Consider the following 26,250-nt stretch of genomic DNA (forward strand, 5'->3'; position numbering starts at 1 on the left):
ATAAAGCCGTCGGTGATTTCACGCAGACTCCAGATGATTAGAGCACCCTGACGCGTTATGTCCTAAACAAACGCCACCGGCTCTGGCCGATGGCGTTTGTTCTAGCAGTTAAAATTTCTCAACTTACCGTATGCTCAGCAAACGCAGACGCTGCCTTAAATTGACGCATTAAGCCGTAGTAGAATAGCCCGCCTAAGCCCGCGCCTATCAGCCAGCCGTAGCCGCCTAGGCTTGATAGTGCGGGAACTAGAACGGTAGAAAGAGAGAACATCGCAGCGGCGCCAAAGGCGATAAGGGCGCGGATGTTCCAACCATTCACGTAATAGTAGGCGCCGCCCGGCGCTGATGAGAACAGCTCCTGCATATTCAAATGCTGGCGCTTGATCAGGTAGTAATCGACCACGATGATGCCGTAGAACGGCGCGACGATTGCACCGAGTGCGTTTACGAATCCGGGAATGCCTATTTGACTGATCACGGAGATCCAAAGCGCGCCGACAAAGAAAGCAATAATGGCGGTAATCAGGCCGCCTGTCTTAAAGCTGATTTTGCTGGGAAACAGGTTGGCCAGGTCGTAGGCGGGCGGAATAAAGTTGGCCACTAAGTTAATGCCTACCGTAGCGGCGAAGAAGGTGAGGGCAGCGACAATCGTCAGCGGCAGCGAATCAACCCGCTCAACGATATCGGCGGGGTTGGTCAGTGCCTCGCCAAACAGCACCAGTGTGCCTGCCGTAATAATTAGCGCAATAAAAGAGAAGAAAGCCACGTTAAGCGGTAAGCCTAGCAGGTTGCCAAGCTTCATCTGGCGCTCGGTTTTCACAAATCGCGTGAAGTCGCCAAAGTTGATTACCACTGCTGCGAAATACGCCACCATGGTCCCGACAATGGCCATAAAGGCGGCAATCGAACTGCCACTGGCTTCACCATCGCCGCTAAAAATAGTGCCAATAGCAGGTAGTAATTCGCTGCCCGCCTGATACCAAACAACCGCCATTAACACCAGCATCACCACATAGACCAGTGGGCCTGCCAAGTTTAGAAAGTGTTTGATGCGCTCAATGCCCTGCCAGAAAATCGCGATTTGGAACAGCCAAACAATCACAAACGACACCCACGCCACGCCGGAAAGGCCGAGGAAAGTACTCCCGCTGCCCGCACCAATAAAGGCGGTAATAAGCAGCGTTACCGCGGTTGATGCGAAGTAGGTTTGTACGCCGTACCAGAAGATACCGACGATGGCACGTAGTATGGCGGGCAAATTCGCGCCGCGAACACCCATGCTGGCACGTACCATCACTGGAAACGGAATGCCGTATTTAACGCTGGGCTTACCGGTAAGGTTGACCAAAAACATCACGATCACGCCCGCCAGTATAATGGCAGCCATTACCGCCCAGCCGTTCAGGCCATAACTCAAAAATAACGAAGCGGCTAGGGTATAGCCAAATAGGCTTTGGATATCGTTCGACCAGACGTTAAAGATCTCAAACGCGCCCCAGTTACGATCTTGAGGTTTAAGCGGCGCAAGGTCCTCGTTATACAGCGTCGGGTCGATGTGCCTAATGTCTAAATCACTCACGTCGTTGCTCTCTTTCATTTTATTGGCTCAAGGTTGGCGAGTGGGGTTACTGGCTAAAACGTTGGCAAGGTGCCCAGTACTTCATCAGCAGGTAATAGCTAATGCCTGCAGGGATAAGGCTGGCGTACCAGGAGATCGCCGAGAAAGAAAGCGCCGCCACAATGCCAATCGCCGTGGCAATCAGTGCCGCCGCGTTAACGCCTTTATAAGGCCCCTCCGGGTCATACAGCTTGCTGATATCTAGAGTGCGACGGCGAATGATGTAGTAGTCGACGACGAGGATGGCAAAGATGGGGCCGAGGAATGCTGAATAGGTCTGCACAAACATCTGTAGGCCCGCTGCAGAGCCTGGCTGGACAAGCTTCCAAGGGAATGTGGCAAACGCCAGTAGCCCAACGATGATCGTGGCGATCGGAAACTTGATCTTAAAGACGTCCATCAATACGTAGGTCGGCGGCACCACGTTATTGAGTACGTTGGTGGTGACCTGTGCGAAGGCGATGAATAGTAGGGTGGTCATCAACAGCGGCGTATTGTCGACGGCGTTAGCAAATACTTGGATAGGGTCTGCAGTGCCGGTGGCTTGCGAAACCATGTAGCCAATCAAACCCATAAATAGCGTGCAGGGCAGAATCGACATGGCATAAATGGTCGTCAGCAGGCTTTGGGCCGTGCCTTTTTTATGCTCACGTGAGTAGTCGCTAACGTTGAGCATCATGGTGCTGTATATGCCAAGAAATAGCATGGTCGCACCCCAGAAGGGCATGCCCCATGAGCCTTCCATGGTTAGCAGGCTGGCTGAAAGCTCATCGCCATAGCGCTGCACCGTGGCGTAAAACATGTACATCAGTGAGGCTAGGATAAAAACGCTGCCGATGTTTTCTAGCCATTTGATGCCCTGGAACCCCATGACCGATAGGCCGATTTGCAAAAACTGGAAGGTAATAAAGTAGAAAATAAGGTTGTCAAAACCGAACAGCGTAGCCGACACCATATTCAGTGCCCCTGCGCCAATCCAGCTTTGAAAGCCGTACCACACTACCGCAGGCACCGCGCGAACTAATCCAGGCAACCGCGTGCCGGTAAAGCCGAACGCACTACGTGCTTGAACCATGAACGGTATGCCGTACTTGTAGCCTGCGGCCCCGTTAATGGCCAGGGCAATGCCGATGACAAAGCATCCGATGGCAATGGCCAGCGTAGCTTGTAGCAGGTTTAACGTGCCGACAACGCTTGAACCCATGGCAAAGGTGCCAATGGAAACGCAGCCGCCGAACCACGCCAGAAAGTAGGAGCTACGCCCCATTATTCGGGTGTCTTGAGGGGCCAGGCTTTCAGCCCCCATGCTTTTTGTTCCCACCGTGTCGTTCGCAGGAGATTGATTCTTTGACGCAAGAGCCGAAGTTGAAGTGCTCATGATGTAGTCCTCGCAAGATTATCGGTTTTATTGGTAGCTTGAGTATTTTCATACCCAAGCAACGCTTGCGGCGTGGCGTGCTAATGGACGTGTTGCTTATCTTGTATAATATTAATTATTATTAGCAATATTGCGAGCGTTGTCAGTTAGTGATGTCTGTCAGTTAAGGCGCTGTCCGTCATATCGGAAGACTATGAGTTAAGCGGCAGTGAAAGATCAGAAAGCGCCGCAAACTTACCCGTGAATGCTTTTGGTCGTGGGTAGGCAAGGTCGCCATGCTTACTGGTGTGCAGCCCTAAGCTAATCAGTGATTCAGCTAGTTTCAGCGCTGCGCTGACGCCTTCAATCACCGGCAGACCTACTTCGCGACTAATCTGTTGGGTCAAATTAGCCATGCCGCCGCAGCCTAAAACGATGGCGCCGATATCATCTTTATCCCGCGCACGGCAGCACTCTTCGACAATGCGGGCAAATGCCGCCTCAGGATGATGCTCAAGGTCCAAGACCGGAATTTCAGCTGCGCGAATGCGCCGACAGTGGTGGCTGAAACCATACTGCTGAAGCAAGTGCTCAGCGATAATGCCGGTACGCCCCAGCGTGGTGACAATCGAAAAGCGAGTGCTGATCAGCGTGGCAAGATGGAACGCTGCTTCGGCAATACCAATGACCGGCGCACGGGTCAGCTCCCTTGCGGCAAGTAGGCCAGGGTCGCCAAAACAAGCCACCACGTAGGCATCAATACCGCCTTCGCGCTCGCCTTTAAGAACCTCTTCTGCCACGCCGACCGCGCTAATAACTTCGTCAAAGTGGCTTTCAATTGAAACGGGCCCCGCGTCCGGCTGCGAGGCGCTAATCTGAGTGCCAGCACCTGCCTGTTGCAGCGCTGCATTATAAATAGCAGCGGTCATGGAGGCGGTGGTGTTGGGGTTGATAATTCGTATATGCATGATAAGTAATCCGCATGTAAACAATATTTATTTTCTTGTATACGAAAATAGGGCGATTTTCAGCGTAGTGCAAGTAACTAAATTGAGCTGGTCATAAAAAAGACAGCCAGAAATGGCGGCTAGTGGCTATGGGTGCGGCTGATAGATTCATTGTTAGTGTGAAAAAGACCTGTGGATTCCAGTCTACTAGCCTGTGGGCGCGTTGCGGTTGATCGTCAATGCCGCTATTTTGTATACAAATTGTTTGCAGGTTCTCTAAGCGCGCTATCTCGGCTATGTTTTATCCAGCGATAGCTAAGAATTGGAATCAAGGAGCTATGCATGTCGTCATCACCTTCGAACCTCTACGCTCGTGACCTAATCGGTTACGGACGAAATCCGCCCCACGCTAACTGGCCCGGAAAGGCAAAGATTGCCGTCCAATTCGTGCTCAACTACGAAGAGGGCGGCGAAAATTCCGTACTGCATGGTGATTCAGGCTCAGAGCAGTTTTTATCTGAGATTATCGGCGCACCAGCCTATCCTGATCGTCACCTGAGCATGGAGTCGATTTACGAATATGGTTCGCGGGCCGGGGTGTGGCGCATTCTGCGCGAATTTGAAAAACGTGATTTACCGCTCACAATATTTGGCGTGGCGATGGCGCTGGAGCGTAATCCTGACGTCGCTCAGGCGTTTAAAGAGCTAGGCCACGAAATTGCCTGCCATGGCTATCGCTGGATTCACTATCAAGAAGTCTCGGAGCACGTTGAGCGGGCGCATCTTCAGCAGGCCATGGAGATTTTTCAGCGGCTTTATGGTGAGAAGCCGCAAGGCTGGTACACCGGCCGCGATAGCCCTAATACGCGCAAGTTAGTGCTGGACGAGGGCGGCTTCCTTTACGATAGCGACTATTACGGCGATGATTTACCCTTCTGGACTCGTGTCACCGATAGTCAGGGCAGTGATCATAATCATTTAATTGTGCCTTACACGCTCGACACTAATGATATGCGCTTTGCCGCCCCGCAGGGGTTCAATACCGCAGATCACTTCTTTACCTATCTACGTGATGCCTTTGATGTGCTTTACGCAGAAGGGGAAGAGGCGCCGAAAATGCTCTCTATTGGAATGCACTGTCGTTTACTTGGGCGGCCTGGGCGTTTTCGAGCATTGCAGCGCTTTTTAGATTATATCGAAAGCCATGACCGCGTTTGGGTTGCGCGGCGAGTTGATATCGCCCGCCATTGGGCCGAGCATCATCCCGCATCAACGTGACATTAAACTAGTTTATTAGGATGTTATGACGCCGCATATCGGACAGCGTATTACCGCTCAGTTTGACGAGTTAAGTGCCCAGGAGCAGCGCGTCGCGAGCTTCATTCTCGACCACTTTGACGATCTGGCGGTGTATAGCGCGGCCGATTTGGCGCGCTTAACCGGGGTATCTAAATCCACGGTCAGCCGTCTGTTCAAACGGCTGGGGTTTGAGAGCTATCGTACCGTTAAAGACCATGCCCGCCAGCTGCGCAACTTAGGCGTGCCGCTAGTGATCGACGCAAATGCCATGCAGGAAGAGGCCGGCGCGCCGTTCCAGCGTCATTTGCAGCGCGAGCAGGAAAATCTGCAGCGCTGCTTGAACGGGATAGCGTCGGAACAGTTTGCTGCGCTGGTAGAGCATCTGGATAGCGCACGCCATGTGGTTGTGATCGGGTTTCGTAACAGCTACCCGTTAGCACTACATTTTCGTCAGCAGTTGATTCAAGCGCGCACCCAGGTGCGGGTGGTTCCACATCCTAACCAGTCGTTAGCGGAAGAAATTGTCGATCTCTCCGAGCAGGATGTTGTGGTGCTGTTTGGATTTCGCCGCCGCCCCGCGGCGTTTGCTGCGCTGGTGGATGCGCTTGAGCGCTCGCCGGCCAAGGTCGCATTAATTGCTGATCCAACCGCGGTGAATTTCGCCGCTCAAGTCACCTGGTTTATGGAAACGCCGCTTGAAAGCCTCTCGGCATTTGATAGTTACGCCGCAGCCAATAGCCTGATTTGTTTGCTGGCGAACGGCGTTTTACACCGTCGCCTGGCAGAGGGACGAGAGCGGATCAGCGCGATCAGCGATATGTACGTTGAGCTCAGTGAACTTGAAACACCGATCATGAGTATCGATTAGCACATACGTTAGAAATCGTTGGCGTTTCAACGTGAGGCGAAGATGTCCGCTAGCGCCCTAGCCTCACGCTGATTCTTGCTATTCGGCGTTCAGAAAGTCTGCCACATCAAGCAGTATCATCTCATTATCATCAGCCTGCCCTTGCTCGCGACCAATCGAGAACGGATAGTTATTGTCGTTGGCGACCACGATAGTTCTTTCATCGACTCTATCCACGTTCTCAATAGTCACAAAGGGAAAATTAAACGTGCCGTCGATCGTGCCTCGCGGTGCGATGCCGTTGGGATCTTGAATGTCCATGAGGTCTATATAGGCGATTTTCTCAAGCACACCTTGCTCGTTCGTGCGATCGAGGTCGATAAGATAGATACGCTTGAACTCGGCGGGATCGTTCGCCCACTCTGCTCTAGGGTCTCCTTGGCGGCTATCACGCTCGATAATCAGGCCGCGGGTGCCCTCAATAAGATTGAAGTCGCCAATGGCATGATCCGCTGACGCGAGTGGGTAATAGCGAGTTGTATCGCCCCATTCGCCTGTGTCAGTGCTGAGTTCGAACATTCTTAAGACGGGCGTGCCATCAATGGTTTCCGGGGCATTATCATTACTGTCCCATACAGGCTTTTCCAACAATGGATAGAGCGTTGTGTGGTCTTCGGAGAGCGCCATACCCTCATAGCCACCGGAGCGAAAAACGACAACATCATCTGAAAGTGGTGCGCCGGGGTTTGGGGTCAGGGCAAAGGCATTGTCGGGCGAGCGCATCATCGTGCCGCCTGGGTTTGTGGCTATCACTTGCAACACTTCACCCTCCTTATTGACCTGGATAATCCAGGGGCCGAATTCATCACCAATCCAGTAGGTATCACCCACCGGCTGGATCGATTCGATGTCGAAATCAGCACCGGTCAAAAATCGCCCGGGGGTGGCTTCATTCATAATAGGGAAGGGTACCTTGCGGTTTGGGTCCGAGAGTTGAACGGTCTCCTCAATAGTGACGCGTCCGGTTTTCCAGTCGGGGTTTATGATGTTAAACATCAGTATGATATCGGAAGAGTTCGCCTTAGAGCCAAAGCCGTTATCGGTTAAGACCAGAAAACGATCGTCGCCAAGCGAGCGTATACCTGAAAACCCTTGCAGCGGCTGGCTGGGAAAAGGGAGCGCTAAACCAGTGGCTTGTACGTTAGTGTATAACTGCTCAATACGTCCTTCTTCTCCAGTAAAGCGGCCTGAGGTGTTGTAGTGTTCAGCGGCGCCGGATGGGGCCGCTACAAACGTGCTGCCGGGCAGTTGAGCATGACTGGACAAGGTGGCAGGAAAGGCCTGCTGAGAATAAGCTGAATCCGTAAATACAAAGGCGAGTAAGGCTGTGGCGAGTATCGGTTTCATCATCACTATTTAACCTTTGCAAAGAAGATAAGATGTAGCTGAGCAGGGTCAGCTACATCTATCTTCTTCAACAAAGGTGATAGTTGAATGACAGAAAGCAGATCTTTTGATTTCTGGCCGTTTTGACTATTTTGGCTAACGTTTTTTGTTTACTGGTTAACCATTCCATTGAGTCGCCTGAGCGAACACAAGAAACGCCAACGCAATCAGCACCCATATGCAAAAGAGGGGGAAGAAGAACTTGACCCATTTTTGCCACGTCACCCCAGCCAGTGCCAGCGTGGCCATAAAGTAGCCTGACGTTGGGTAAAGAATATTGCCAATGCCGTCGCCGAGCTGGAAAGCCAGCACCGCGGTTTGTCGTGTGACGCCAATAATATCGGAAAGCGGTGCCATCAGCGGCATAGTCACCAGGGCCTGACCGCTACCGGAAGGAATGATGAAGTTAAAGCCTAGCTGGGCGAAGAACATGCCAATAGCCGACAGTAACGTGGGCAGGCCGCCAACCAGATTGCCCAGTCCAAACACCAGCGTATCCATGATCTGACCATCTTCCAGCATCACGGCGACACCGCGAGCAACCCCTGCGATCATCGCTCCCACGAGCACATCACGGAAGCCCTGGTTAAAGCCTGCGCATATTTCGTCGGTGTTAAGCCCCGCGATCAGCCCCACCACAATCCCCATAATGATGAAAAGCCCGGCCATCTCCATCATGAACCAGCCTTGCTGTAACACGCCGTAAATTAGCACGCCGAAGAAGGCAAAGGCCGCGATTGCGGCTAGCTTTTGACGACCGTTGGCCACCAGTGCGCGGCCATTATCGGCATGCTGATAGAGCGAACGCTTTTCAGACTCGCCCGGGTCACTGCTGAGCAGGCTAAAGGATGGTTCGTTATGCACTTTGCGGGCGTAGCGCATGACAAAGAAAATGGCCGCCGCCAGCATGACAATAAACGCCAAGATGCGCAGCCCGTAGCCTGAATAAAGCGGGAGTGCTGAAAGCTGCTGGCCCAGGCCGGTATTGATGGGGTTGAGTACGCCGGTAGTGAAGCCGACAGTAGTGGCACATAAAGCCACCGCCGCCGCCGTCACTGAGTCAAAGCGTAATGCAATCATCAGTGGCAGGATTACCGGGACGTAAACCAGCGCCAGCTCCTGGGTGCCAATAACGGTCGCGATGAGGGCAAATACTGTCATCAGCACTGGAATGGTCAGCAGGCTTTGTCGGGCAAAGCGCCTAGTCAGCTTATCGACACCAATCTCGATAATGCCGGTATGCCTCAATACCATGAACATGCCGCCAATCATGAAGGTAAAAAAGACAACTTCCCCGGCACTCATCAAGCCGTTGGGAATCGCCAGCATGAAATCGACAATGCCCACCGGAGAGGGGGCTATTTGTTCATAAGAGGTCGGGTCGATGGTGATACGACCAGCCGGGCCTGGAACGCGCTCGAACTGCCCTGCGGGCACAAAGTGCGTGGCGATCGCCGCTAGCGCAATAAATATGAACAAAACGGCGTAGATATCGGGGATTCTACACCAGCTTTTCTTAGGCACTGGGCGTTCAGGGGAGGGCGAAGGGGGGATTTGTTGGGACATGCGTTGCCTCGCGTTATTTAAAGCCACCCTTGAGGGCGGCCGTTGTTATAAATGCCTAGTTATAAATGCTTAGTTATAAATGCCTAGTGTGAGCCGAGCAATGACATCGTCTAGCCACTAGATCAACAAGGGCCAAACGGTGAACCACTGTCATTTGAGACACTGTCATTTGAAACATTGCCATTTGAAGCATGGTTCGTATGGTTTTAGAATTATGAAACGAAAGTTTCTAAAGAAGTTACTATTGGGAGGAGTGTTTCACAAGGGGCTTGATAAAGATCTCTTTAATGTGTGTGACGAATCTTGTATACAAGATGTCTTTTTAATTTTAATAAAATCAGATAGGACCAATCATGCCAGCTACTTACTACGCTCCCACGGGCGGTCATCCGCCGCAAACGCAGTTAACCGCTGACCGCGCTGTTTTTACCGAAGCCTATGCGCTGATTCCTAAAGGCGTGATGCGTGACATAGTGACAAGCAATTTACCGTTCTGGGAAGGCACGCGCCTGTGGGTGCTCGCGCGGCCGCTATCAGGCTTTGCTGAAACATTCTCACAGTACATTATGGAAGTGCAGCCCAACGGCGGTAGCGATAAGCCTGAGCTGGACCCTCAAGCTGAAGGCGTGCTGTTTGTGGTGGAGGGTGAGTTAACGCTGACATTAGCGGGCGAGCGCCATACCATGGTGCCCGGTGGCTATGCGTTTATACCGCCTGGCAGTGATTGGCAGGTACGTAACGAATCAGCAGCAGCAGTGCGCTTTCATTGGGTTCGTAAGTCCTTTGAGTTTGTCGAAGGGCTCGACGTGCCTAAAGCGTTTGTGGTCAATGAGCAAGATATTGCCCCTGTTGAAATGCCGGGCACCAACGGAAGCTGGGCGACGACACGCTTCGTTGATCCTAATGACGTGCGCCACGATATGCATGTGACCATTGTAACGTTCCAGCCGGGCGGCGTTATTCCCTTCGATGAAACCCACGTGATGGAACATGGCCTTTACGTGCTGGAAGGTAAGGCGGTTTATCACCTTAATCAGCAGTGGGTTGAAGTAGAGGCCGGCGACTTTATGTGGCTGCGCGCATTCTGCCCCCAAGCCTGTTATGCCGGTGGGCCAGGGCCGTTCCGCTATCTGCTATATAAAGACGTTAATCGTCATCCCGCCCTTCGTCTGAAATAACGTGTAAGGACAACGCAATGCTTAAACTCACTGCCACACCGCTAACGGCAGAGGCGTTTGCCCCCTTTGGCGATGTGATTGATGCGCGCAACGCCGCGTCGTTCCCTATCAACGCTGGTCGTACCCAGCGCTATCATGACCTCGCTAAGGTGGAAACGCTGGGTGAAAACGCCCACACGCTGATCAACATTTTTGTCAGTCAGCCGATCACACTGCCGCTTGAACTGACGTTTTTAGAGCGCCACCCTCAAGGCAGCCAGGCGTTTATGCCGCTGCATGAAGAGCGCTTTATCGTGGTGGTGGCCACTCCCGGCGAGCATATTAACTCAGATGACGTGCGTGCCTTTGTGACCGACGGCCATCAAGGCGTCAACTACCGCGCAGGCACCTGGCATGCCGTTCAATCGGTGCTGGAACGAGAAGGCGAGTTTTTGGTGGTAGATCGAGGCGGTGACGGCAATAACTGCGAAGAGTTTCCCCTGGCGATAACCGTGACCTTGGAATAATCCGTGCCTGTGAGTGGTACCGCTGTCATATAGAGCGCGTTAAACTGATAAGCTAGTGTTATTCAATAGAGTCTCGTTATCCAATAGCGTCACTACAGGCTAATTCGCATGGTGGGAATATTATGAGCGCACTGCACTTTTCTTCGATCCGTCGTACCAAAATTGTCGCCACTCTTGGCCCTGCCAGTGATCGTGAGGGCGTATTGGAGGCCATGCTTGCTGCGGGCGTGGATGTGGTGCGTTTAAATTTCTCTCATGGTACCGCCGATGATCACCGTCGACGCTTAATGCAGGTACGTGAAATCGCCGCGAAGCTAGGCCGTAGCGTTGCCGCTTTGGGCGACCTTCAAGGTCCCAAAATCCGTATTGCCCGTTTTCGTGATGGCGCGGTGGTGCTCAAAGAAGGCCAGCCGTTTATTCTCGATATGGCGCTAGACGGCGATGCAGGTGATATTCACCAGGTGGGCTGCGACTACACAACGCTGTCGCAAGATGTCGTAGCAGGTGATCGCCTGTTGCTGGATGATGGTCGCGTCGTTCTAGACGTTGTTCGCGTCAGCGGCCAGCAGGTGCATACCGTTGTGGTCGTGGGCGGCAAGCTTTCCAACCATAAAGGCATCAACAAGCAGGGCGGTGGGCTTTCTGCCCCAGCGTTGACTGAAAAAGATAAAGAAGATCTGAAAACTGCCGTCGAGATTGGCGTGGACTACTTGGCCATTTCTTTCCCCCGCCACGCCGAAGATATGCTGGAGGCGCGCCGCTTGCTGGGCGAGGCGGGCAAAGATATTGGCTTAGTCGCGAAGGTTGAGCGTGCTGAGGCCGTGGCGGATGATGCCACCCTCGACGGTATTATTGAAGCATCGGAAGCGGTGATGGTGGCGCGGGGTGATCTCGGCGTTGAAATTGGCGATGCGAAGCTAGTCGGCGTTCAAAAACGCATGATCAAGCGTGCTCGCTCACTTAATCGCGCGGTGATCACTGCTACACAGATGATGGAAAGCATGATTTCGGCGCCGCTGCCCACACGGGCAGAAGTGTTCGATGTGGCTAACGCCGTGCTGGATGGCAGCGATGCAGTGATGCTCTCAGCGGAGACCGCCGCAGGCGACTACCCGCTTGAAACCGTAGAAGCCATGGCGCGGGTTTGTTTAGGCGCTGAGCGTGAAAAATCAGCCCAAGAATCCGGCCACCGTATTCATGAAGGTTTTGCTCGCCCTGATGAAACCATTGCGCTTTCAGCGATGTATGCCGCGAATCATATGACTGGCGTTAGCGCGATTGCCTGCATGACGTCTTCTGGCTACACGCCGCTGATTGCATCGCGTATTCGTTCTGGTTTGCCGATCGTGGGTCTGGCACACAACCCTATCGCACAGCGCCGCATGGCCCTGTATCGCGGGGTGGTGTCGCTACCTTTTGATACATCTGAAATGTCACCCACCGAGCTAAATGAACGTGCGCTTGAACTGCTGGTGAAAACCGGTATCTCAAAAGCCGGAGATCACGTGATTCTGACCCGCGGCGATCACATGAACGCTCATGGGGGCACTAATACGATGAAAGTGATGGAGATTACCGACCAGCACGCTGAGCATAACGGCTAATAGACGACGTGGCTGGATGCTGGCCTGCTGCTGATAGGTTCCCCATATGTTGGGGAGTTACGCGCATCATAAAAGGAAGTACGCATGAACTCTACGCGTCGCACGCTGCTTAAGGCGTCGTTACTGTTACCGCTGGCGGCACTGTTGCCGATGTCGTTACTTAGTGCTGTGGCGTGGGGGCAGGCGAAGCCAGCCGGCCTGCAAACGCTGGCGCTTGCTATTCATAGCGAGGATGGCCCGCATCGTGTAGACGTTGAAGTGGCGGAAACGATTGCTCAGCGTCAGCGTGGTTTGATGGAGCGTGAGAGCATGCCAGCAAACAGTGGCATGCTGTTTCGGTTTGAGAGAGAACAGTCGGCTAACAATGCCTTTTGGATGTATCACACGCTAATTCCCCTCGATATTGCCTTTATCGATGGCAATGGGCAGATTGTCGCCATCAATACCATGCCGCCTTGCGAGTCCTCTGAGCCCAGTCGTTGCCCTTCCTATCCGGCCGGTGCCGCGTATTACTCGGCGCTAGAGGTTAACGGCGGATACTTTGCCGAGCGCGGTATTAAAGTGGGCGACTGTGTATCGGTCCCTGATGATGCAGGTTTCTGCCAGCCCGCACCCTAAGCTAGACGGGGTGCGCGGCGGAATTTAATCACAATCAGCGCGATACCTGAGACCACCAATCCTCCACCTATCAGTTTGTGAATGCCTAGGCTGTCGCCCATCAGCAGCGCGCCTAGGCCCACCGCAAATACGGGCGTTAGAAGCGTCATGGGAATGACGCGATTGATCGGATGGCGCCGCAACAGTGTGTACCAAATCCCGTAAGCGACAATCGATGACATGACGGCGGTGTAAATGATTGCTCCCCAGCCCACCCAGCTTGCCTGCTTAACTGCCTGCCATTGACCACTTTCAAATAGCCACGACCCTAGCGCTACCTGAGGTACTGCAAACAGCGCCACCCAGCCTGCGAGTGCCAGTGGGGCAATCGGTGGGCCGCGCTTAATTAACAGCTGCGAGATTGCCCAGCCTAATGCGCTCAGCAGCAAGATAGTTAATGGCAAAGGCGACGGCAGCGTTGGCCCTCCCGCAATGACGGCTATGCCGGCAAAGGAGAGCAGCAGCCCGACGATACGCTTAGGCCCCAGCCGTTCCTTAAAAAACACCACGGCCAATAACGTGGCAAACGGTGTACCCATTTGCACGAGCAGCGCGCCGGTACCCGCTTCCGCGTGCTCTAAACCAATGAATAGCAGTGCAAAGTGAAGACTGCCGAACGTCACTGATAGTAGCAGTAAAAACGGCAGCTGCGCGCGTGCGACGGGATAGAAGGGTACTAGCAACGCTGCGACCAGCATAAAGCGAATGGTGGTTATCAATAGCGGCGGTAGTTCTTCCACGCCTACCTTGATAACAATGATGTTTAACGCCCATATAGCGATAACGAAGAGGCCGAGCAGCAGGTCGCGTAGGGGCACGTTGATGTCCATGGCAGGAAGGAAACAGATAGCCATTGTAACAGCTTGAGAGAGCGCCAAAATAATACAGCGATAGAGACTATCTTTGCCATGCCGACCTTAGGCGTCTTTCTTTCGCGCGCTAAGTGAATACAATAAGTGTGGCTTCAACGAAAAGCCTCGCCACGGCTATCCGCACGCATCCTAAATGTACATCATAAAAATAGATAAAAAAGGAATCACCATGACGCTGACACGCTCAATGGCTCGTTTGACTGCCGGCTTGGCCGGTGCGGCACTACTTTCTGCCTCCCTTTCTGCTCAAGCCCGCGAACTTTCGGTTTCTACCGTGTTGTCTGACGCGTTTCCCTGGGGGCAGGCCGCCGAGAAGTGGGCTGAGTTAGTAGAAGAGCGCAGCGACGGTGAGCTGACGCTGCGTGTGTATCCCAACTCCCAGCTGGTTTCTGGCGATCAGACGCGCGAGTTTTCCGCCATGCGCTCGGGTTTAATCGACGCCGCGGTGGGCTCGACGATTAACTGGTCGCCTCAGGTGCCAGAACTTAACCTCTTTTCTTTGCCGTTTTTCATTCCAGATGAAGCCGCGGTCGATGCGGTGACCGGTGGTGAAGCGGGCGACTTGGTGTTTGCAGCGATCGAATCGCGTGGTGTTATTCCATTAGCGTGGGGCGAGAATGGCTTCCGCCAAGTCTCGAACTCACGCGAGGCGATTACTCAGCCCGATGATTTAGACGGCTTGAAGATTCGCGTGGTGGGTTCGCCGCTGTTCCAGGATACGTTCTCGGCACTCGGTGCGGACCCCACGCAAATGAGCTGGACCGACGCGCAGCCGGCGTTAACTACCGGGGCTGTCGACGGTCAAGAAAATCCGCTGTCTGTATTTGACGTGGCGCGTATAGACCAAGTTGGCCAGGCGCATTTAACGCTTTGGAACTATATGAATGATCCGCTGATTTTTGCGGTGAATCAGCAGGTATGGGCGTCGCTGAGCGAAGAGCAGCAAACCATGCTGCGCGAAACTGCGTTAGAAGCCGGTGAGTGGGAAATCGCGATGACCCGTGAAGAAGAGAGCGAACGCTTGGCCGCCATCGAGGAGCGCGGCGTGACGGTAACCGAGCTTACCGATGAGCAGTATCAGGCGTTTGTTGAGGCCACGCAGTCGGTCTATGAGAAATGGGTGCCACGGATTGGTGAAGACGTCGTCAACGCTGCTCAAGCGGCCATTGATGCCCGCTAAGCGATCTCCATGACCGTTTACTACCGGCCCCAACGGCCGGTAGCTTTGTTGCTGTGAGGCTGCCATGAAAGGCTTTCCTGATGCCCGCCTTGAACGCTGGTTGGGCGCGCTGGCATTAAGTATTATCTCTTTGATTAGTCTTGGAAATGTTGTTACTCGCTACTTAACCGGCGGCTCTTTTTCGTTCACCGAAGAGTTTTCCGTTTTTTTGCTAGTGATTCTGACATTTGCCGGCGCCTCGGTGGCGCTGCGGCGTAACCGGCACATCCGCATTAGCTTTTTAGAGCGCGCATTGCCGCCGAAGTACCGCCGCGGACTGATCGTATTGCAAGCGCTGTGCGTTGCCATTGTGCTGGGTTTGATCTCTTGGTATGGCGGTAAATTAGCCTGGCAAGAGTATCAGTGGGAGTCACTTTCGCCAGGGCTTGGGTTGCCCCAGTGGTGGTATTTAGTATGGCTACCGGTCCTGACAGCCGCCATGCTCTGGCGGTTGGTACAGCAGACGCATGACCGTTTGACGGGGAGACTCTCCGATGAGCCCTGATGTATGGATGATTCTGGCCTTTGCAGGGTTATTGATTGCTGGCGTGCCGGTGGCATTTTCATTGGCGCTTTCCGGCGCGGTGGGCATCGTAATTGGACTGTCGCCGGATATGCTTGCCACGTTAGGCACTAATACCTACAACAGCATCGCTAAATATCCCCTGATTGCGATTCCGCTGTTCATTTTAACCGGGCTTATTTTTGAACGCTCAGGCGTGGCACTGCGGCTTGTGCGCTTTGCTCAGGCGTTGATTGGCCCCCGCCATGGTGGCTTGGCGTTAGTGGCGGTACTGGTATGCATGATTATGGGGGGCATGAGCGGTTCAGGGCCCGCCGATGCGGCGGCTGTCGCGATGGTGATGCTACCCAGTATGACCAAAGCCGGTTATCCCAAACCTTTCTCAGCCACGCTGATCGCAGCATCGGCTTCTACCGCGATTCTTATTCCACCCTCAGTGGCGCTGATTCTTTACTCGATTGTCGTGCCTGGCGTTGATCTACGTGCTCTTTTTGCGGCGGGTTTGTTTCCAGGGATTTTGGCGGGCATCGCGCTGTTAGTCCCTGCGATGATTGTTTCCAAACGCTATGGCTGGGAAGGCGGAACACCGGTGGAAGGCGCTGAGCAGCTCAGCGTGCGCACCACGTTTAAGCAGGCGATACCGGCGCTATTTGCACCGGTGCTGATTCTAGGCGGCCTGCGCTCGGGCCTATTTACACCGACAGAAGCCGCCGTTGTCGCGGTTGCATATGGGGCACTAGTTGGGCTGTTTTTCACCCGCGAGCTATCGCTTCGCGATTTGTGGGAGCTGCTCGGCGAAGCGGCGATTATTTCCGGTGTGGTGATGTTAATTATCGCCCTGGCGGGTATTTTTGCCTGGGCGGGGACAATGCTGGGCACCTTCCGTCATTTAGCGGAATGGGTGATTGGCCTGACCGACAACGGCGTATTACTGCTTGTTTTGGTGATGCTGGCGGTGTTGGTGGCGGGCATGTTGCTGGATGCCATCTCGATTTACTTAATCATGATGCCCATTCTGATTCCCGTGATGCAGCACTTTGAGTGGAATCCGGTATGGTTTGGCATTCTCTTAGCGATGAATATTGCGATCGGGCAGTTTACGCCGCCGGTTGCGGTCAATTTAATGGTGACCACCGAAGTGGCAAAAATTCGCTTGGAACAAACGATTGGGTGGGCGCTGCTGTTTGTGGTCGCGATGGGCTGTGCGCTGGCGCTGGTCGCACTGTTCCCCGCAATCGCGCTGTGGCTACCCACTGTGCTGGGCTATAACGTTTAATAAGCGCTTAGCCCCTGGCACATAAGAACCCTGGAGGTCGAGCAAACTGCGAAAATCATTATTCCCTATGCGAAAACGGTATGGGGTTTAACGCTTACTAAACGTTACCGGCCGTTAAACTACTATCTTCCGCGGTCATATGCGCTTTAAATGGATGATGAGGCGACGACTCATTGCCAAGCGTGCTTTTTCGTTAAGCATTTTGTTTTTCGCCAAACGTTTTGTTTTTCGCTAAAGTAGTAATAACAGGTAGCCATGCCGGTGCCTGTCACAGATTGTCTAAGCAATAGATTATCTGCAGATATAGCACGCCTTTAGAACAGGAGGCCTGCAGAGCAGAATGTCTTGAAATCGTTTTGGGGCACGAACACCTTAGGGAACGGTTCACAGGGTGAAACCAAAACGCGCGATGTTCACAACATAAACTACGCTAATAACATCAAGATAAAGAGGTATGTTCATGAAACGCCATGCATTTTCCACTGCCGCCTTCTCGGGTGCGCTCATTGCTGCAGCGACCTTCGCGTCTCCTGCGGTGGCACAAGAACGCTACATCACCATCGGTACCGGCGGCCAAACCGGTGTTTATTACGTCGTCGGCCAGTCGGTTTGCCGTATGGTTAACCGTGGCAGCGACGAGCACAACATTCGCTGTAACGCACCGTCTACCGGTGGTTCGGTTGCTAACGTGAACGGCATGAAGAGCGGCGAGTTGGACATGGGCGTTGTTCAGTCTGATGTTCAATACCGCGCTTACAATGGCGAAGCCAACTTCGAAGAAGAAGGACCTTGGGAAGAGATGCGCTCGGTATTCACCATGCATGGTGAGCCGCTAACCGTGGTTGCTCGTGCTGATTCCGGTATTGAGACCATCAGCGATTTCCCTGGCAAGCGTGTCAACATCGGTAACCCGGGTTCTGGTCAGCGTAATACCATGGATGTGGTCATGGAGGCGTTTGGCTGGGACGAAGACACCTTTGCGCTGGCGTCTCAGCTAGATGCCGCCGAGCAGTCTGCAGCCCTGTCAGATAACAACATCGATGCGATGGTCTATGTTGTTGGTCACCCGAACGGTTCTATCCAAGAAGCCACGACTACCATCGATGCGCGCTTAGTGCCGGTGACCGGTGATGAAATCGACGCGCTGATTGAAGAGTACCCGTACTACACCCGCTCTGTGATTCCGGGTGGCCTGTACCGTGGTAACGACGAAGACGTTGAAACCTTTGGCGTTGCCGCTACCTTCGTTTCTTCAGCCGATGTTGATGAAGACATTGTCTATGAAACAGTGAAAGCAGTATTTGAAAACTTTGATCGCTTCAAGCGTCTGCACCCAGCGTTTGAAAATCTTAACGAAGAAGACATGATCTCTGACGGCTTAACCGCCCCGTTGCATGACGGCGCAGCGCGTTATTACCGTGAGCGTGGCTGGATCGAGTAAGTTTAAGCACCAGCGTAAAGATAGGTCGGTGAGTAGTATTCACCTCGAGTAGTAAAGCGCGGGCACCCTGGGTGTCCGCGCTTCTTGTTGAAAGCGCTGATTGTCAGCGCTGACCATAGGCAGGGCAAGCGTATGCGTGATGACAAACAACCTTCGGCGGTCGCTGAAAGTGACCTAGAGGATATGGTTGCTTCCAGCGACTCGGGGGCAAGAAAGCCCGCAGGCGTGCCGGGGAAACTGTTGGTAAGCATTGCAGCGATATGGTCGCTGTTTCAACTTTGGATAGCTTCACCGCTGCCGTATATGGTGGGGGTCGGTGTATTTAATGCCACTGAATCACGCTCGATTCATTTAGCGTTCGCGCTGTTTCTTGCCTTTATGGCTTACCCCGCATTTAAGCGCTCACCGCGTGACCGCATTCCGCTTCAAGACTGGGCGTTGGCAGCGGTAGCTGCTTTTTGCGGTTTGTACTTATTTATTTTTTATGCCGATTTAGCACAGCGCCCTGGGCGTCCTATCACTCAAGATATCGTGATTGGCGTGCTTGGCATCATTATGTTGTTAGAAGCCACCCGGCGTGCGCTGGGGCCGCCGTTAATGATCGTGGCAGGATTGTTTATTGCCTACTCGGTGTTTGGCCCTTACATGCCGGGCATTTTGGCCCACCGCGGTGTGAGTTTGGGCGGTTTGATTAATCACCAGTGGCTGGGTACCCAAGGGGTGTTTGGTATTGCGCTGGGCGTTTCTACCAGTTTTGTTTTCCTATTTGTTTTGTTTGGTGCGTTGCTTGAGAAAGCCGGTGCGGGTAACTATTTTATTAAAGTCGCTTTTTCCATGCTGGGCCATTTGAAAGGCGGGCCAGCCAAAGCCGCCGTCGTGGCGTCTGGGTTGACTGGCTTGATCTCTGGGTCGTCGATTGCCAATACGGTAACCACCGGTACGTTTACGATCCCGATGATGAAGCGCGTTGGCTTCAGTGCAGAAAAAGCGGGCGCTGTTGAAGTTGCCTCCTCGGTGAATGGCCAAATCATGCCGCCGGTCATGGGCGCCGCTGCGTTCTTGATGGTGGAGTACGTGGGCATTTCTTACGTCGAAGTTATTAAGCATGCCTTTTTGCCTGCGATCATTTCCTATATTGCCCTTATCTATATTGTTCACCTTGAAGCCTTAAAGGCGGATATGAAGGGGCTGCCTTCAAGCAATCCTAAACGCCCTTTGCTGAACAAGATTCTTGGCTTTATGACCGGCCTGATTTTGTTGATGGCGCTATCGTTTGTCGTTTATTACGGCCTTGGCTGGCTCAAGCCGGTATTAGGTGATGCGGCCCCCTGGGTCGTGTCTGTGGGTTTGGCGGTCATTTATGTCGGGCTATTGAAAGTTAGTTCGAACTACCCAGAACTTGAGATGGATGACCCGAATACTGCGGTGTTAACGCTGCCACAAACGCGGCCGACGGTCATGGTGGGGCTGCATTACATCCTGCCGGTTGTCGTACTGGTGTGGTGTTTGATGGTTGAGCGCATGTCTCCAGGGCTGTCAGCATTTTGGGCAACCATGTTTATGATCTTTATTATGCTCACTCAGCGGCCCGTGATCGCTTTTTTCCGTGGCCACAGCAAGTTCGCGGCGGATGTCAAAGAGGGCTTTAAAGACCTTTGGGACGGTCTTGTGGCCGGTGCGCGCAACATGATTGGTATTGGTATTGCCACCGCTACCGCCGGTATTGTGGTAGGCGCCGTGTCTCAGACCGGCGTGGGCTTAGTGCTAGCAGACGTCGTGGAGATTCTTTCCGGCGGCAACCTGATGATGATTTTGCTGCTTACCGCGCTGTTAAGCCTGATTTTGGGCATGGGCTTACCGACCACGGCCAACTACATTGTAGTTTCCGCGCTCATGGCGCCGGTGATTGTATTGTTGGGTCAGCAGAATGGACTGATTGTACCGCTGATTGCCGTGCATCTATTCGTGTTCTACTTCGGCATCATGGCGGACGTAACGCCCCCGGTGGGGTTAGCCTCATTCGCTGCGGCCGCGGTGTCAGGAGGCGACCCCTTGCGCACCGGTTTCCAGGCGTTTTACTACAGCCTACGCACGGCGGCACTGCCGTTCCTGTTCATCTTCAATACCGATTTGCTGCTGATCGATGTCACGGTGACGCAAGGCATTTTGGTGTTTATTGTCGCGACCAGCGCCATGTTGATATTTGCGGCGGGTACGCAAGGCTACATGCTTGTTCGCAGCCGCTGGTATGAATCGCTGTTACTGCTGCTAGTGGCCTTTACGCTGTTCCGCCCAGGTTTCTGGATGGACAGAATTCACAATCCTTACGAGTCAATTCCGCCAACTCAGTTTGCCGAAGCGCTAGGCAACGTCGAGGATGGCAGTAACCTGCGCGTGCAAATCGCCGGCGTCAATGATTACGGTGATCCAATGACGACCTACGTTCTGGTTCCTGTTCCTAGCGGTGATTCGGGTGAAGAACGCATGGAGGCACTGGGCATGGAGCTCGTCGCGGATGGCGATAAAGCCATGGTCGACTTCATTGAGTTTGGCAGCCAGGCGGCTGAGTTAGGCTTTGATTTTGATCAAGAGATCATTGAAGTGCTGGCGCCCGTGAATCGTTGGACCAAAGAGTGGCTGTGGATTCCGGCGCTCATTATCTTTGGCCTGGTGGTATTGCTTCAGCGCCGTCGGCGAGTAAAACAAACCGACGAGCCTGACAGTAAACCAGCAGCAACGGTCTAAAGGAGGTCATCATGTATCAGAAAATCCTACTGCCTGTGGATCTCAACGAAGAGGCTTCATGGAAGAAAGCATTGCCGACAGCGATTACGTTGTGTGAAACCTTTGGAGCATCGCTACATGTAATAACGGTGTTGCCGGAATTTAAGCTGCCTATGGTTGGCGCTTATTTCCCCAAAGACTTTTCGAAAAAAGCGCATGAAGCCATGACAGAAACCCAGCATGCGTTCATTCAGGCCAATGTTCCTGAGGGTATTAAAACGCAGAGCATCATCGTAGATGGATCTCCCTGGGAGGCCATCATCAAGGTGGGTAAAAAACTCAACGTTGATCTGATTGTGATGGCATCTCACACCAAGCGAAAGTTTGTCGACTATGTGCTAGGCCCTAACGCCGAACATGTTGTCCATCACGCCAAAGTGTCTGTCATGATTGTGCGCTAGAAAGGTGCGGATGAACTGCGCGCCTTGAAGGCACAGATCTGAAGACATAGATCTTGAAGACATTGACCTTGAAGACATTGACCTTGAAGACATAGATAAAGTGGTACATCTTATAAACTCCGGGCGAATAGCTCGGAGTTTTTTTGTCACAAGATAACGCGATGTTACAACGGTATTGAATTCATGTCTCATTACGCGCTGACGGCTTATTTACACAGTAATCAGATTGAGGTGACGGCGGTGAAAGCATCTTTAATAGGTTGGGCAATACTGATGCTTGGCGTACCTCTTGTGGGGTGGGCTAGCGCGTCAGAGCCGCTGAATTTGTCGAATGCCCCCGTGCTTCTGACGGTGAGTGGCAATATTGCGCTTGAGAACGCGGGGCATGAAGTGCAGCTTGATCTCGCTACGTTAGAGGCACTACCGCAGTATGAGTTTGCAACGAATACGCCATGGACTGCCGAGGTTAATCATTATCGTGGACCGTTAATGCGTGATCTTCTATCACATTTAAACGCCGATACCGATACGGTGCACGTCGCAGCGCTGGATGGCTATGAAGCCGATATACCAGTCAGTGATTTTGAGAAATACGAGGTTATTTTGGCATTAACAAAAGACGGCGCCGCTATTCCGGTTCGCGAGCTCGGCCCGCTGTGGATACTTTATCCTTTTGACCAGGATGATGCGCTGCTAAGCGAAAAAATGCGCTTTCGATCGGTATGGCAGGTTATGCACATCAATGTCCGTTAGCGGTTTAACCACGCAGGTATCAAGCCTACTGCGCTACCCGCGGCGCCTTAAGTTTGCAGCAATCATTGCCGTACTATTATTCGCCGGTGCGTTAGTGGTGGCAACGCTGGCAGCCTGGCGACAGGATAATCTTACCCAAAGTTTGCGCGAAGATACTGCTTGGGTTGTTTATAAGCTGGACCGTGATGCGGTTCAACTGGTCAATCATGTACTGACATTGGATCATCAACCGCTAACGCCAGCGGAGCGCTATGCGCTTACCCTTCGCTTTGAACTGCTGTATAGCCGAATAACGTTACTCAACGAGGGAGACGTCAGCGCGTTATTACAAAATATCACGACTGCACGCGAGCTGTTTAGTCAGATCCAAACGCAGGTAGATGGGCTGGATATGATGTTCAGGGCTTTTGGGGTGCCTGACCACCGAGGCGTGTCACAGCCACTCCCGCTGGCGGCATTGGGAGATAAACTTCAGACACTGACGCGAAGTACCGAGCGTCTTGTTATTGCTATTAACGGCTACTTAGCGGAGTCGGCGACGGCAGAGCGAGAACAGCTCAGCCTGCTCTACAGACTTCTTATGACGTTGATCGTCGCAATGAGTTTAGCGGCCTTTTTGGTGGTCGCTTTTTTAGTGCGTGAAACACGCGAAAGTGCAGCGATAAGGCGCGAGCAGGCACAGCTTGCTCTACAGTTGGAAGTGACCGCTAAACAGGCGCAGGCGGCGAACCAAGCAAAATCGGATTTTTTAGCGATCGTTAGCCATGAAATTCGCACGCCTTTGAACGGTGTCATTGGTATGAGCGAGCTATTGCGTGAATCTGTAAGTCCTGCACAGGTAGAAGACTACGCCTATACGATCCACGATAGCGCTAATCAGCTGCTATCAATGATCAATGAAATTCTCGATTTCTCGAAAATTGAGGCCGGGCACTTAGCCCTTCAAACATCGCCCACGGCTATTCGTTTACTGGTCGACAGCGTGGTGGAACTATTTACGCCGCGGATAAAAATGAAGGAATTAACCTTTAGCGTTGACGTGGACACACGGGTACCCGCTTGGGTGATGGTCGATGCAGGGCGGCTCAGGCAAATATTACTTAATCTTATCGCCAATGCGATTAAATTCACCGACTACGGTGGGATCAGCGTTCAAGTCTCCACTAAGTTCGATCAGCTAGTATTTGAAATTAGCGACACGGGATGTGGGCTGAGTGAACATCAGCAGGCCCGCCTTTTTGAGCCTTTTCAGCAGGCCGATGAGTCCGTGACTCGGCGTTTTGGTGGAACCGGATTGGGCCTGGCGATTTGCAAACGCCTAAGCGAGGCGATGCAAGGACGAATAGTCGTGTCGAGCCATCTTGGCCAAGGCAGTATCTTTCGGTGTGAGCTGCCCTTGGTGGAGGCTGATCCGGTGTCAGTGTCATTGCCCAGCGCACCTCAACAGGACTTTACTGGCATAACGTTGCTGCTAGTCGAAGATAACGCGGTGAATCGCAAAGTGGCGATTGGTTTATTATCCCGTTTAGGTTGCGATGTCGTGTGGGCTGAAAATGGCCAGGATGCACTTGCCATGGCTCAGTCTCAACAGGTGCATCTTATCTTTATGGATATCCAGCTGCCCGATATGGATGGCCTTACGGTCGCACAGCTTATGCGCGAGCAGGGTGGCTGGCTTGACAGTGTGCCTATCGTCGCTATGACGGCGGGTGGCGCGGAGGATGACCGCCAACGCTGTCTTGCGGCGGGCATGAGCGATTACCTTACCAAACCGCTGTCGCTATCTGCGCTAAGTAGCCTGCTGGCATCGCAGCTTTTTGCCACGCCCGACGCGGCTTCTCTGCCAGCGCTGCCGGTCTTGCAAACGCAGCTCGGCGCGCAGTCATTACTCAATACCGACACGCTGAACATGCTAAAAGCGACCCTAGGCGATGTGAGCTTGACGCAGCTGATCACGCTTTATCACCAGCAAGTAAGTGATTACTGCGAGCAGCTAACGGCCTGCCTAGCGCAGGCCCCTCTCAGCGATGATCAGCAACAGCAGGTCGTACGTTTGGCGCACCAGCTGCGCGGCGAATCTGTGAGTATGGGAGCCGACAAGCTGGCCGACCAGGCGCAGCAGCTGGAAACATTAATGACAACGGATCCGTTCACGCAAAGCAAACGAGATGAGATATTTAGCGCGTTACGCTTAACGGCGTCGCACACTCATGCAGCGATGGAGAAATGGTGCCGTGAGCACCTATCAGGCTGAGCCTGTAACAGTGAGGGCTAGTACTGCCATTGTTGTATATCGCTACGGGCCATACTGAATAACACTGTAAGCTTGTTTTGAATAATCATAATGCTCAGGAGCCTTTCAATGATCTACGCCAACCCTAGTGACACTGGTTCAGTGGTGTCATTTGAAAAACGCTACGGCAACTATATCGGCGGTGAGTTTGTCGCCCCGGTGAAAGGCCAGTACTTCGATAATATTAGCCCCGTCAACGGCAAGGTGTTTTGCGAAATTCCTCGCTCTACTGCAGAAGATATTGATAAAGCGCTTGATGCGGCCCATAAAGCGGCGCCTGCATGGGGGAAAACGTCCGCCCAAGAGCGCAGTAACATTTTGCTGAAAATCGCCGATCGCATTGAGCAAAATCTTGAAATGCTGGCGGTGGCCGAAACTTGGGATAATGGTAAGGCCGTCCGGGAAACGCTCAATGCCGATATTCCTCTGGCCGTTGATCATTTTCGCTACTTTGCAGGCTGTATTCGCGCCCAGGAAGGCTCGGCAGCAGACATTGATGCCAATACTGTTTCCTATCATTTCCACGAGCCACTAGGCGTTGTAGGGCAAATTATCCCCTGGAACTTCCCAATTCTAATGGCTGTTTGGAAACTGGCGCCCGCACTCGCCGCAGGTAACTGCGTGGTATTGAAGCCCGCGGAGCAAACGCCTGCGTCGATTTTGAAAGTGGCGGAGTTGATTGGCGATCTGCTGCCCGCCGGTGTGTTGAACATTGTTAACGGCTTTGGTGCAGAGGCAGGGCAGGCGCTGGCGAGCAGTAAGCGTATCGCTAAAATTGCCTTTACCGGCTCTACCCCCGTTGGCTCACATATTCTTAAATGCGCGGCAGAAAATATTATTCCCTCTACCGTAGAGCTGGGCGGCAAGTCACCGAATATTTATTTTGCCGATATCATGAATGCCGAACCGACGTTTATTGATAAGGCGGTAGAAGGTCTAGTGCTGGCATTCTTCAACCAAGGCGAAGTGTGTACCTGTCCGTCACGTGCGCTTATCCAAGAGAGTATGTACGACGAGTTCATGGCCAAGGTGCTGGAACGCACCAAGCTTATTAAGCGCGGCAATCCGCTGGATACCGATGTACAGGTAGGTGCGCAGGCTTCTCAAGAGCAGTTCGACAAGATCATGTCGTACATGGATATTGCTCGCGATGAAGGCGCCGAGTTCCTCACCGGCGGTGAGAAAGAAGTTCTTGATGACAGCATCAACAGCGGTTACTACATTCAGCCCACGTTGTTGAAAGGCAATAACCAGATGCGCGTCTTCCAAGAAGAGATTTTTGGGCCGGTGGTGGCGGTCACCACGTTTAAAGATGAAGCAGAGGCGTTAGCGATTGCCAACGATACCGAGTTTGGTCTGGGCGCGGGCGTGTGGAGCCGCGATATTAACGTTGCCTTTCGTATGGGCCGTGGTATCCAAGCCGGTCGCGTATGGACCAACTGCTACCATCAGTATCCTGCTCACGCGGCTTTCGGTGGCTACAAGAAATCTGGCGTTGGCCGCGAAACGCATAAGGTGGCGCTTGAGCACTATCAGCAAACCAAAAACCTGCTGATTAGCTACGATATAAACCCGTTAGGCTTTTTCTAACGCTTAGACGCTAGCGACGCGCGTATGCGTGCAAAAAATCCCGACCATGTGTGGTCGGGATTTTTGTTTTGGC

The 26,250-nt window shown here is 53.0% G+C and carries 21 protein-coding genes; 15 read left to right on the forward strand and 6 right to left on the reverse strand.

The genetic code is table 11. The features are described from left to right. Positions 1-118 precede the first annotated feature (118 nt). The 3 genes from ACT3RP_RS05025 to ACT3RP_RS05035 form a co-directional block, all read right to left on the reverse strand. Positions 119-1,597 carry an NCS1 family nucleobase:cation symporter-1 gene (locus ACT3RP_RS05025; RefSeq protein WP_483393384.1) on the reverse strand — a complete coding sequence of 493 codons (1,479 nt, stop codon included), beginning with the start codon at positions 1,595-1,597 and terminating at the stop codon, positions 119-121. A gap of 28 nt (positions 1,598-1,625) precedes the next feature. Next, the gene (locus tag ACT3RP_RS05030; protein ID WP_483393385.1) at positions 1,626-2,996 is read right to left on the reverse strand and encodes an NCS1 family transporter; all 1,371 of its coding nucleotides are present in this window, start codon (positions 2,994-2,996) and stop codon (positions 1,626-1,628) included. Positions 2,997-3,187: 191 nt separating this feature from the next. After that, positions 3,188-3,943: an aspartate/glutamate racemase family protein gene (locus tag ACT3RP_RS05035; RefSeq protein ID WP_483393386.1), complete on the reverse strand. Its 756-nt coding sequence runs from the start codon at positions 3,941-3,943 to the stop codon at positions 3,188-3,190. Between the two features lie 321 nt (positions 3,944-4,264). Between ACT3RP_RS05035 and puuE the strand changes: the two genes are divergently transcribed. Both puuE and ACT3RP_RS05045 read left to right on the forward strand, forming a co-directional pair. Then, positions 4,265-5,200, forward strand: a complete 936-nt coding sequence (gene puuE, locus ACT3RP_RS05040; RefSeq protein WP_096278309.1) for an allantoinase PuuE — start codon at positions 4,265-4,267, stop codon at positions 5,198-5,200. 25 nt (positions 5,201-5,225) lie between these two features. After that, complete coding sequence (locus ACT3RP_RS05045) at positions 5,226-6,089, forward strand: MurR/RpiR family transcriptional regulator (RefSeq protein ID WP_096278311.1); 864 nt, start codon at positions 5,226-5,228, stop codon at positions 6,087-6,089. Between the two features lie 78 nt (positions 6,090-6,167). Here ACT3RP_RS05045 and ACT3RP_RS05050 read toward each other — a convergent pair whose 3' ends face one another. Both ACT3RP_RS05050 and ACT3RP_RS05055 read right to left on the reverse strand, forming a co-directional pair. Next, positions 6,168-7,478, reverse strand: coding sequence for an esterase-like activity of phytase family protein (locus tag ACT3RP_RS05050; protein WP_441686474.1), 1,311 nt, complete (start codon positions 7,476-7,478; stop codon positions 6,168-6,170). A gap of 153 nt (positions 7,479-7,631) precedes the next feature. After that, positions 7,632-9,080, reverse strand: coding sequence for a YfcC family protein (locus tag ACT3RP_RS05055; RefSeq protein WP_096278315.1), 1,449 nt, complete (start codon positions 9,078-9,080; stop codon positions 7,632-7,634). 353 nt (positions 9,081-9,433) lie between these two features. Between ACT3RP_RS05055 and ACT3RP_RS05060 the strand changes: the two genes are divergently transcribed. From ACT3RP_RS05060 to ACT3RP_RS05075, 4 genes are all read left to right on the forward strand, one after another. Continuing rightward, entirely contained in the window at positions 9,434-10,258 is an 825-nt protein-coding gene (locus ACT3RP_RS05060; RefSeq protein ID WP_441686476.1) for a bifunctional allantoicase/(S)-ureidoglycine aminohydrolase, read from the forward strand. A gap of 17 nt (positions 10,259-10,275) precedes the next feature. Further along, positions 10,276-10,764, forward strand: coding sequence for an ureidoglycolate lyase (locus ACT3RP_RS05065; protein WP_483393387.1), 489 nt, complete (start codon positions 10,276-10,278; stop codon positions 10,762-10,764). A 122-nt stretch (positions 10,765-10,886) separates the two neighbouring features. Next, complete coding sequence (gene pyk / locus ACT3RP_RS05070) at positions 10,887-12,368, forward strand: pyruvate kinase (RefSeq protein ID WP_483393388.1); 1,482 nt, start codon at positions 10,887-10,889, stop codon at positions 12,366-12,368. Between the two features lie 84 nt (positions 12,369-12,452). Then, a complete protein-coding gene (locus ACT3RP_RS05075) occupies positions 12,453-12,986 on the forward strand; it encodes a DUF192 domain-containing protein (protein WP_483393389.1) in 534 nt (177 codons plus the stop codon). Here the strand turns inward: ACT3RP_RS05075 and ACT3RP_RS05080 are convergent. Next, the gene (locus ACT3RP_RS05080) at positions 12,983-13,843 is read right to left on the reverse strand and encodes a DMT family transporter (RefSeq protein WP_483393555.1); all 861 of its coding nucleotides are present in this window, start codon (positions 13,841-13,843) and stop codon (positions 12,983-12,985) included. The two genes, ACT3RP_RS05075 and ACT3RP_RS05080, sit on opposite strands and share 4 nt — an antisense overlap. A gap of 223 nt (positions 13,844-14,066) precedes the next feature. Between ACT3RP_RS05080 and ACT3RP_RS05085 the strand changes: the two genes are divergently transcribed. The 9 genes from ACT3RP_RS05085 (at position 14,067) to exaC (ending at position 26,177) form a co-directional block, all read left to right on the forward strand. Further along, positions 14,067-15,077 carry a DctP family TRAP transporter solute-binding subunit gene (locus ACT3RP_RS05085; protein WP_441686478.1) on the forward strand — a complete coding sequence of 337 codons (1,011 nt, stop codon included), beginning with the start codon at positions 14,067-14,069 and terminating at the stop codon, positions 15,075-15,077. 64 nt (positions 15,078-15,141) lie between these two features. Further along, entirely contained in the window at positions 15,142-15,621 is a 480-nt protein-coding gene (locus tag ACT3RP_RS05090; RefSeq protein ID WP_096278328.1) for a TRAP transporter small permease, read from the forward strand. Beyond that, a complete protein-coding gene (locus ACT3RP_RS05095) occupies positions 15,611-16,915 on the forward strand; it encodes a TRAP transporter large permease (RefSeq protein ID WP_096278330.1) in 1,305 nt (434 codons plus the stop codon). Before ACT3RP_RS05090 ends, ACT3RP_RS05095 begins: the two co-directional genes overlap by 11 nt. Before the next feature lie 460 nt (positions 16,916-17,375). After that, entirely contained in the window at positions 17,376-18,356 is a 981-nt protein-coding gene (locus ACT3RP_RS05100; protein WP_096278333.1) for a TAXI family TRAP transporter solute-binding subunit, read from the forward strand. A gap of 132 nt (positions 18,357-18,488) precedes the next feature. After that, complete coding sequence (locus tag ACT3RP_RS05105; RefSeq protein WP_483393390.1) at positions 18,489-21,101, forward strand: TRAP transporter permease; 2,613 nt, start codon at positions 18,489-18,491, stop codon at positions 21,099-21,101. A gap of 11 nt (positions 21,102-21,112) precedes the next feature. Further along, positions 21,113-21,541, forward strand: coding sequence for a universal stress protein (locus tag ACT3RP_RS05110; RefSeq protein WP_096278335.1), 429 nt, complete (start codon positions 21,113-21,115; stop codon positions 21,539-21,541). A 183-nt stretch (positions 21,542-21,724) separates the two neighbouring features. Then, entirely contained in the window at positions 21,725-22,294 is a 570-nt protein-coding gene (locus tag ACT3RP_RS05115; RefSeq protein WP_483393391.1) for a putative pterin-binding protein, read from the forward strand. Beyond that, positions 22,284-24,548 (forward strand): hybrid sensor histidine kinase/response regulator, encoded by a 2,265-nt coding sequence (locus ACT3RP_RS05120; protein WP_483393392.1) that lies wholly within the window; start codon positions 22,284-22,286, stop codon positions 24,546-24,548. Before ACT3RP_RS05115 ends, ACT3RP_RS05120 begins: the two co-directional genes overlap by 11 nt. 108 nt (positions 24,549-24,656) lie before the next feature. Next, positions 24,657-26,177 carry an acetaldehyde dehydrogenase ExaC gene (gene exaC / locus ACT3RP_RS05125; protein ID WP_096278342.1) on the forward strand — a complete coding sequence of 507 codons (1,521 nt, stop codon included), beginning with the start codon at positions 24,657-24,659 and terminating at the stop codon, positions 26,175-26,177. Positions 26,178-26,250 lie beyond the last annotated feature (73 nt).

Source organism: Halomonas sp. AOP5-B2-8, assembly GCF_052376475.1.
GTDB lineage: Bacteria > Pseudomonadota > Gammaproteobacteria > Pseudomonadales > Halomonadaceae > Vreelandella > Vreelandella casei.

Bases quoted from the DNA above. Each gene is read 5' to 3' on its own strand.
- ACT3RP_RS05025 (WP_483393384.1), bottom strand. From the start codon at position 1,597: ATGAAAGAGAGCAACGACGTGAGTGATTTAGACATTAGGCACATCGAC.
- ACT3RP_RS05030 (WP_483393385.1), bottom strand. From the start codon at position 2,996: ATGAGCACTTCAACTTCGGCTCTTGCGTCAAAGAATCAATCTCCTGCG.
- ACT3RP_RS05035 (WP_483393386.1), bottom strand. From the start codon at position 3,943: ATGCATATACGAATTATCAACCCCAACACCACCGCCTCCATGACCGCT.
- puuE (WP_096278309.1), top strand. From the start codon at position 4,265: ATGTCGTCATCACCTTCGAACCTCTACGCTCGTGACCTAATCGGTTAC.
- ACT3RP_RS05045 (WP_096278311.1), top strand. From the start codon at position 5,226: ATGACGCCGCATATCGGACAGCGTATTACCGCTCAGTTTGACGAGTTA.
- ACT3RP_RS05050 (WP_441686474.1), bottom strand. From the start codon at position 7,478: ATGATGAAACCGATACTCGCCACAGCCTTACTCGCCTTTGTATTTACG.
- ACT3RP_RS05055 (WP_096278315.1), bottom strand. From the start codon at position 9,080: ATGTCCCAACAAATCCCCCCTTCGCCCTCCCCTGAACGCCCAGTGCCT.
- ACT3RP_RS05060 (WP_441686476.1), top strand. From the start codon at position 9,434: ATGCCAGCTACTTACTACGCTCCCACGGGCGGTCATCCGCCGCAAACG.
- ACT3RP_RS05065 (WP_483393387.1), top strand. From the start codon at position 10,276: ATGCTTAAACTCACTGCCACACCGCTAACGGCAGAGGCGTTTGCCCCC.
- pyk (WP_483393388.1), top strand. From the start codon at position 10,887: ATGAGCGCACTGCACTTTTCTTCGATCCGTCGTACCAAAATTGTCGCC.
- ACT3RP_RS05075 (WP_483393389.1), top strand. From the start codon at position 12,453: ATGAACTCTACGCGTCGCACGCTGCTTAAGGCGTCGTTACTGTTACCG.
- ACT3RP_RS05085 (WP_441686478.1), top strand. From the start codon at position 14,067: ATGACGCTGACACGCTCAATGGCTCGTTTGACTGCCGGCTTGGCCGGT.
- ACT3RP_RS05090 (WP_096278328.1), top strand. From the start codon at position 15,142: ATGAAAGGCTTTCCTGATGCCCGCCTTGAACGCTGGTTGGGCGCGCTG.
- ACT3RP_RS05095 (WP_096278330.1), top strand. From the start codon at position 15,611: ATGAGCCCTGATGTATGGATGATTCTGGCCTTTGCAGGGTTATTGATT.
- ACT3RP_RS05100 (WP_096278333.1), top strand. From the start codon at position 17,376: ATGAAACGCCATGCATTTTCCACTGCCGCCTTCTCGGGTGCGCTCATT.
- ACT3RP_RS05105 (WP_483393390.1), top strand. From the start codon at position 18,489: ATGCGTGATGACAAACAACCTTCGGCGGTCGCTGAAAGTGACCTAGAG.
- ACT3RP_RS05110 (WP_096278335.1), top strand. From the start codon at position 21,113: ATGTATCAGAAAATCCTACTGCCTGTGGATCTCAACGAAGAGGCTTCA.
- ACT3RP_RS05115 (WP_483393391.1), top strand. From the start codon at position 21,725: ATGTCTCATTACGCGCTGACGGCTTATTTACACAGTAATCAGATTGAG.
- ACT3RP_RS05120 (WP_483393392.1), top strand. From the start codon at position 22,284: ATGTCCGTTAGCGGTTTAACCACGCAGGTATCAAGCCTACTGCGCTAC.
- exaC (WP_096278342.1), top strand. From the start codon at position 24,657: ATGATCTACGCCAACCCTAGTGACACTGGTTCAGTGGTGTCATTTGAA.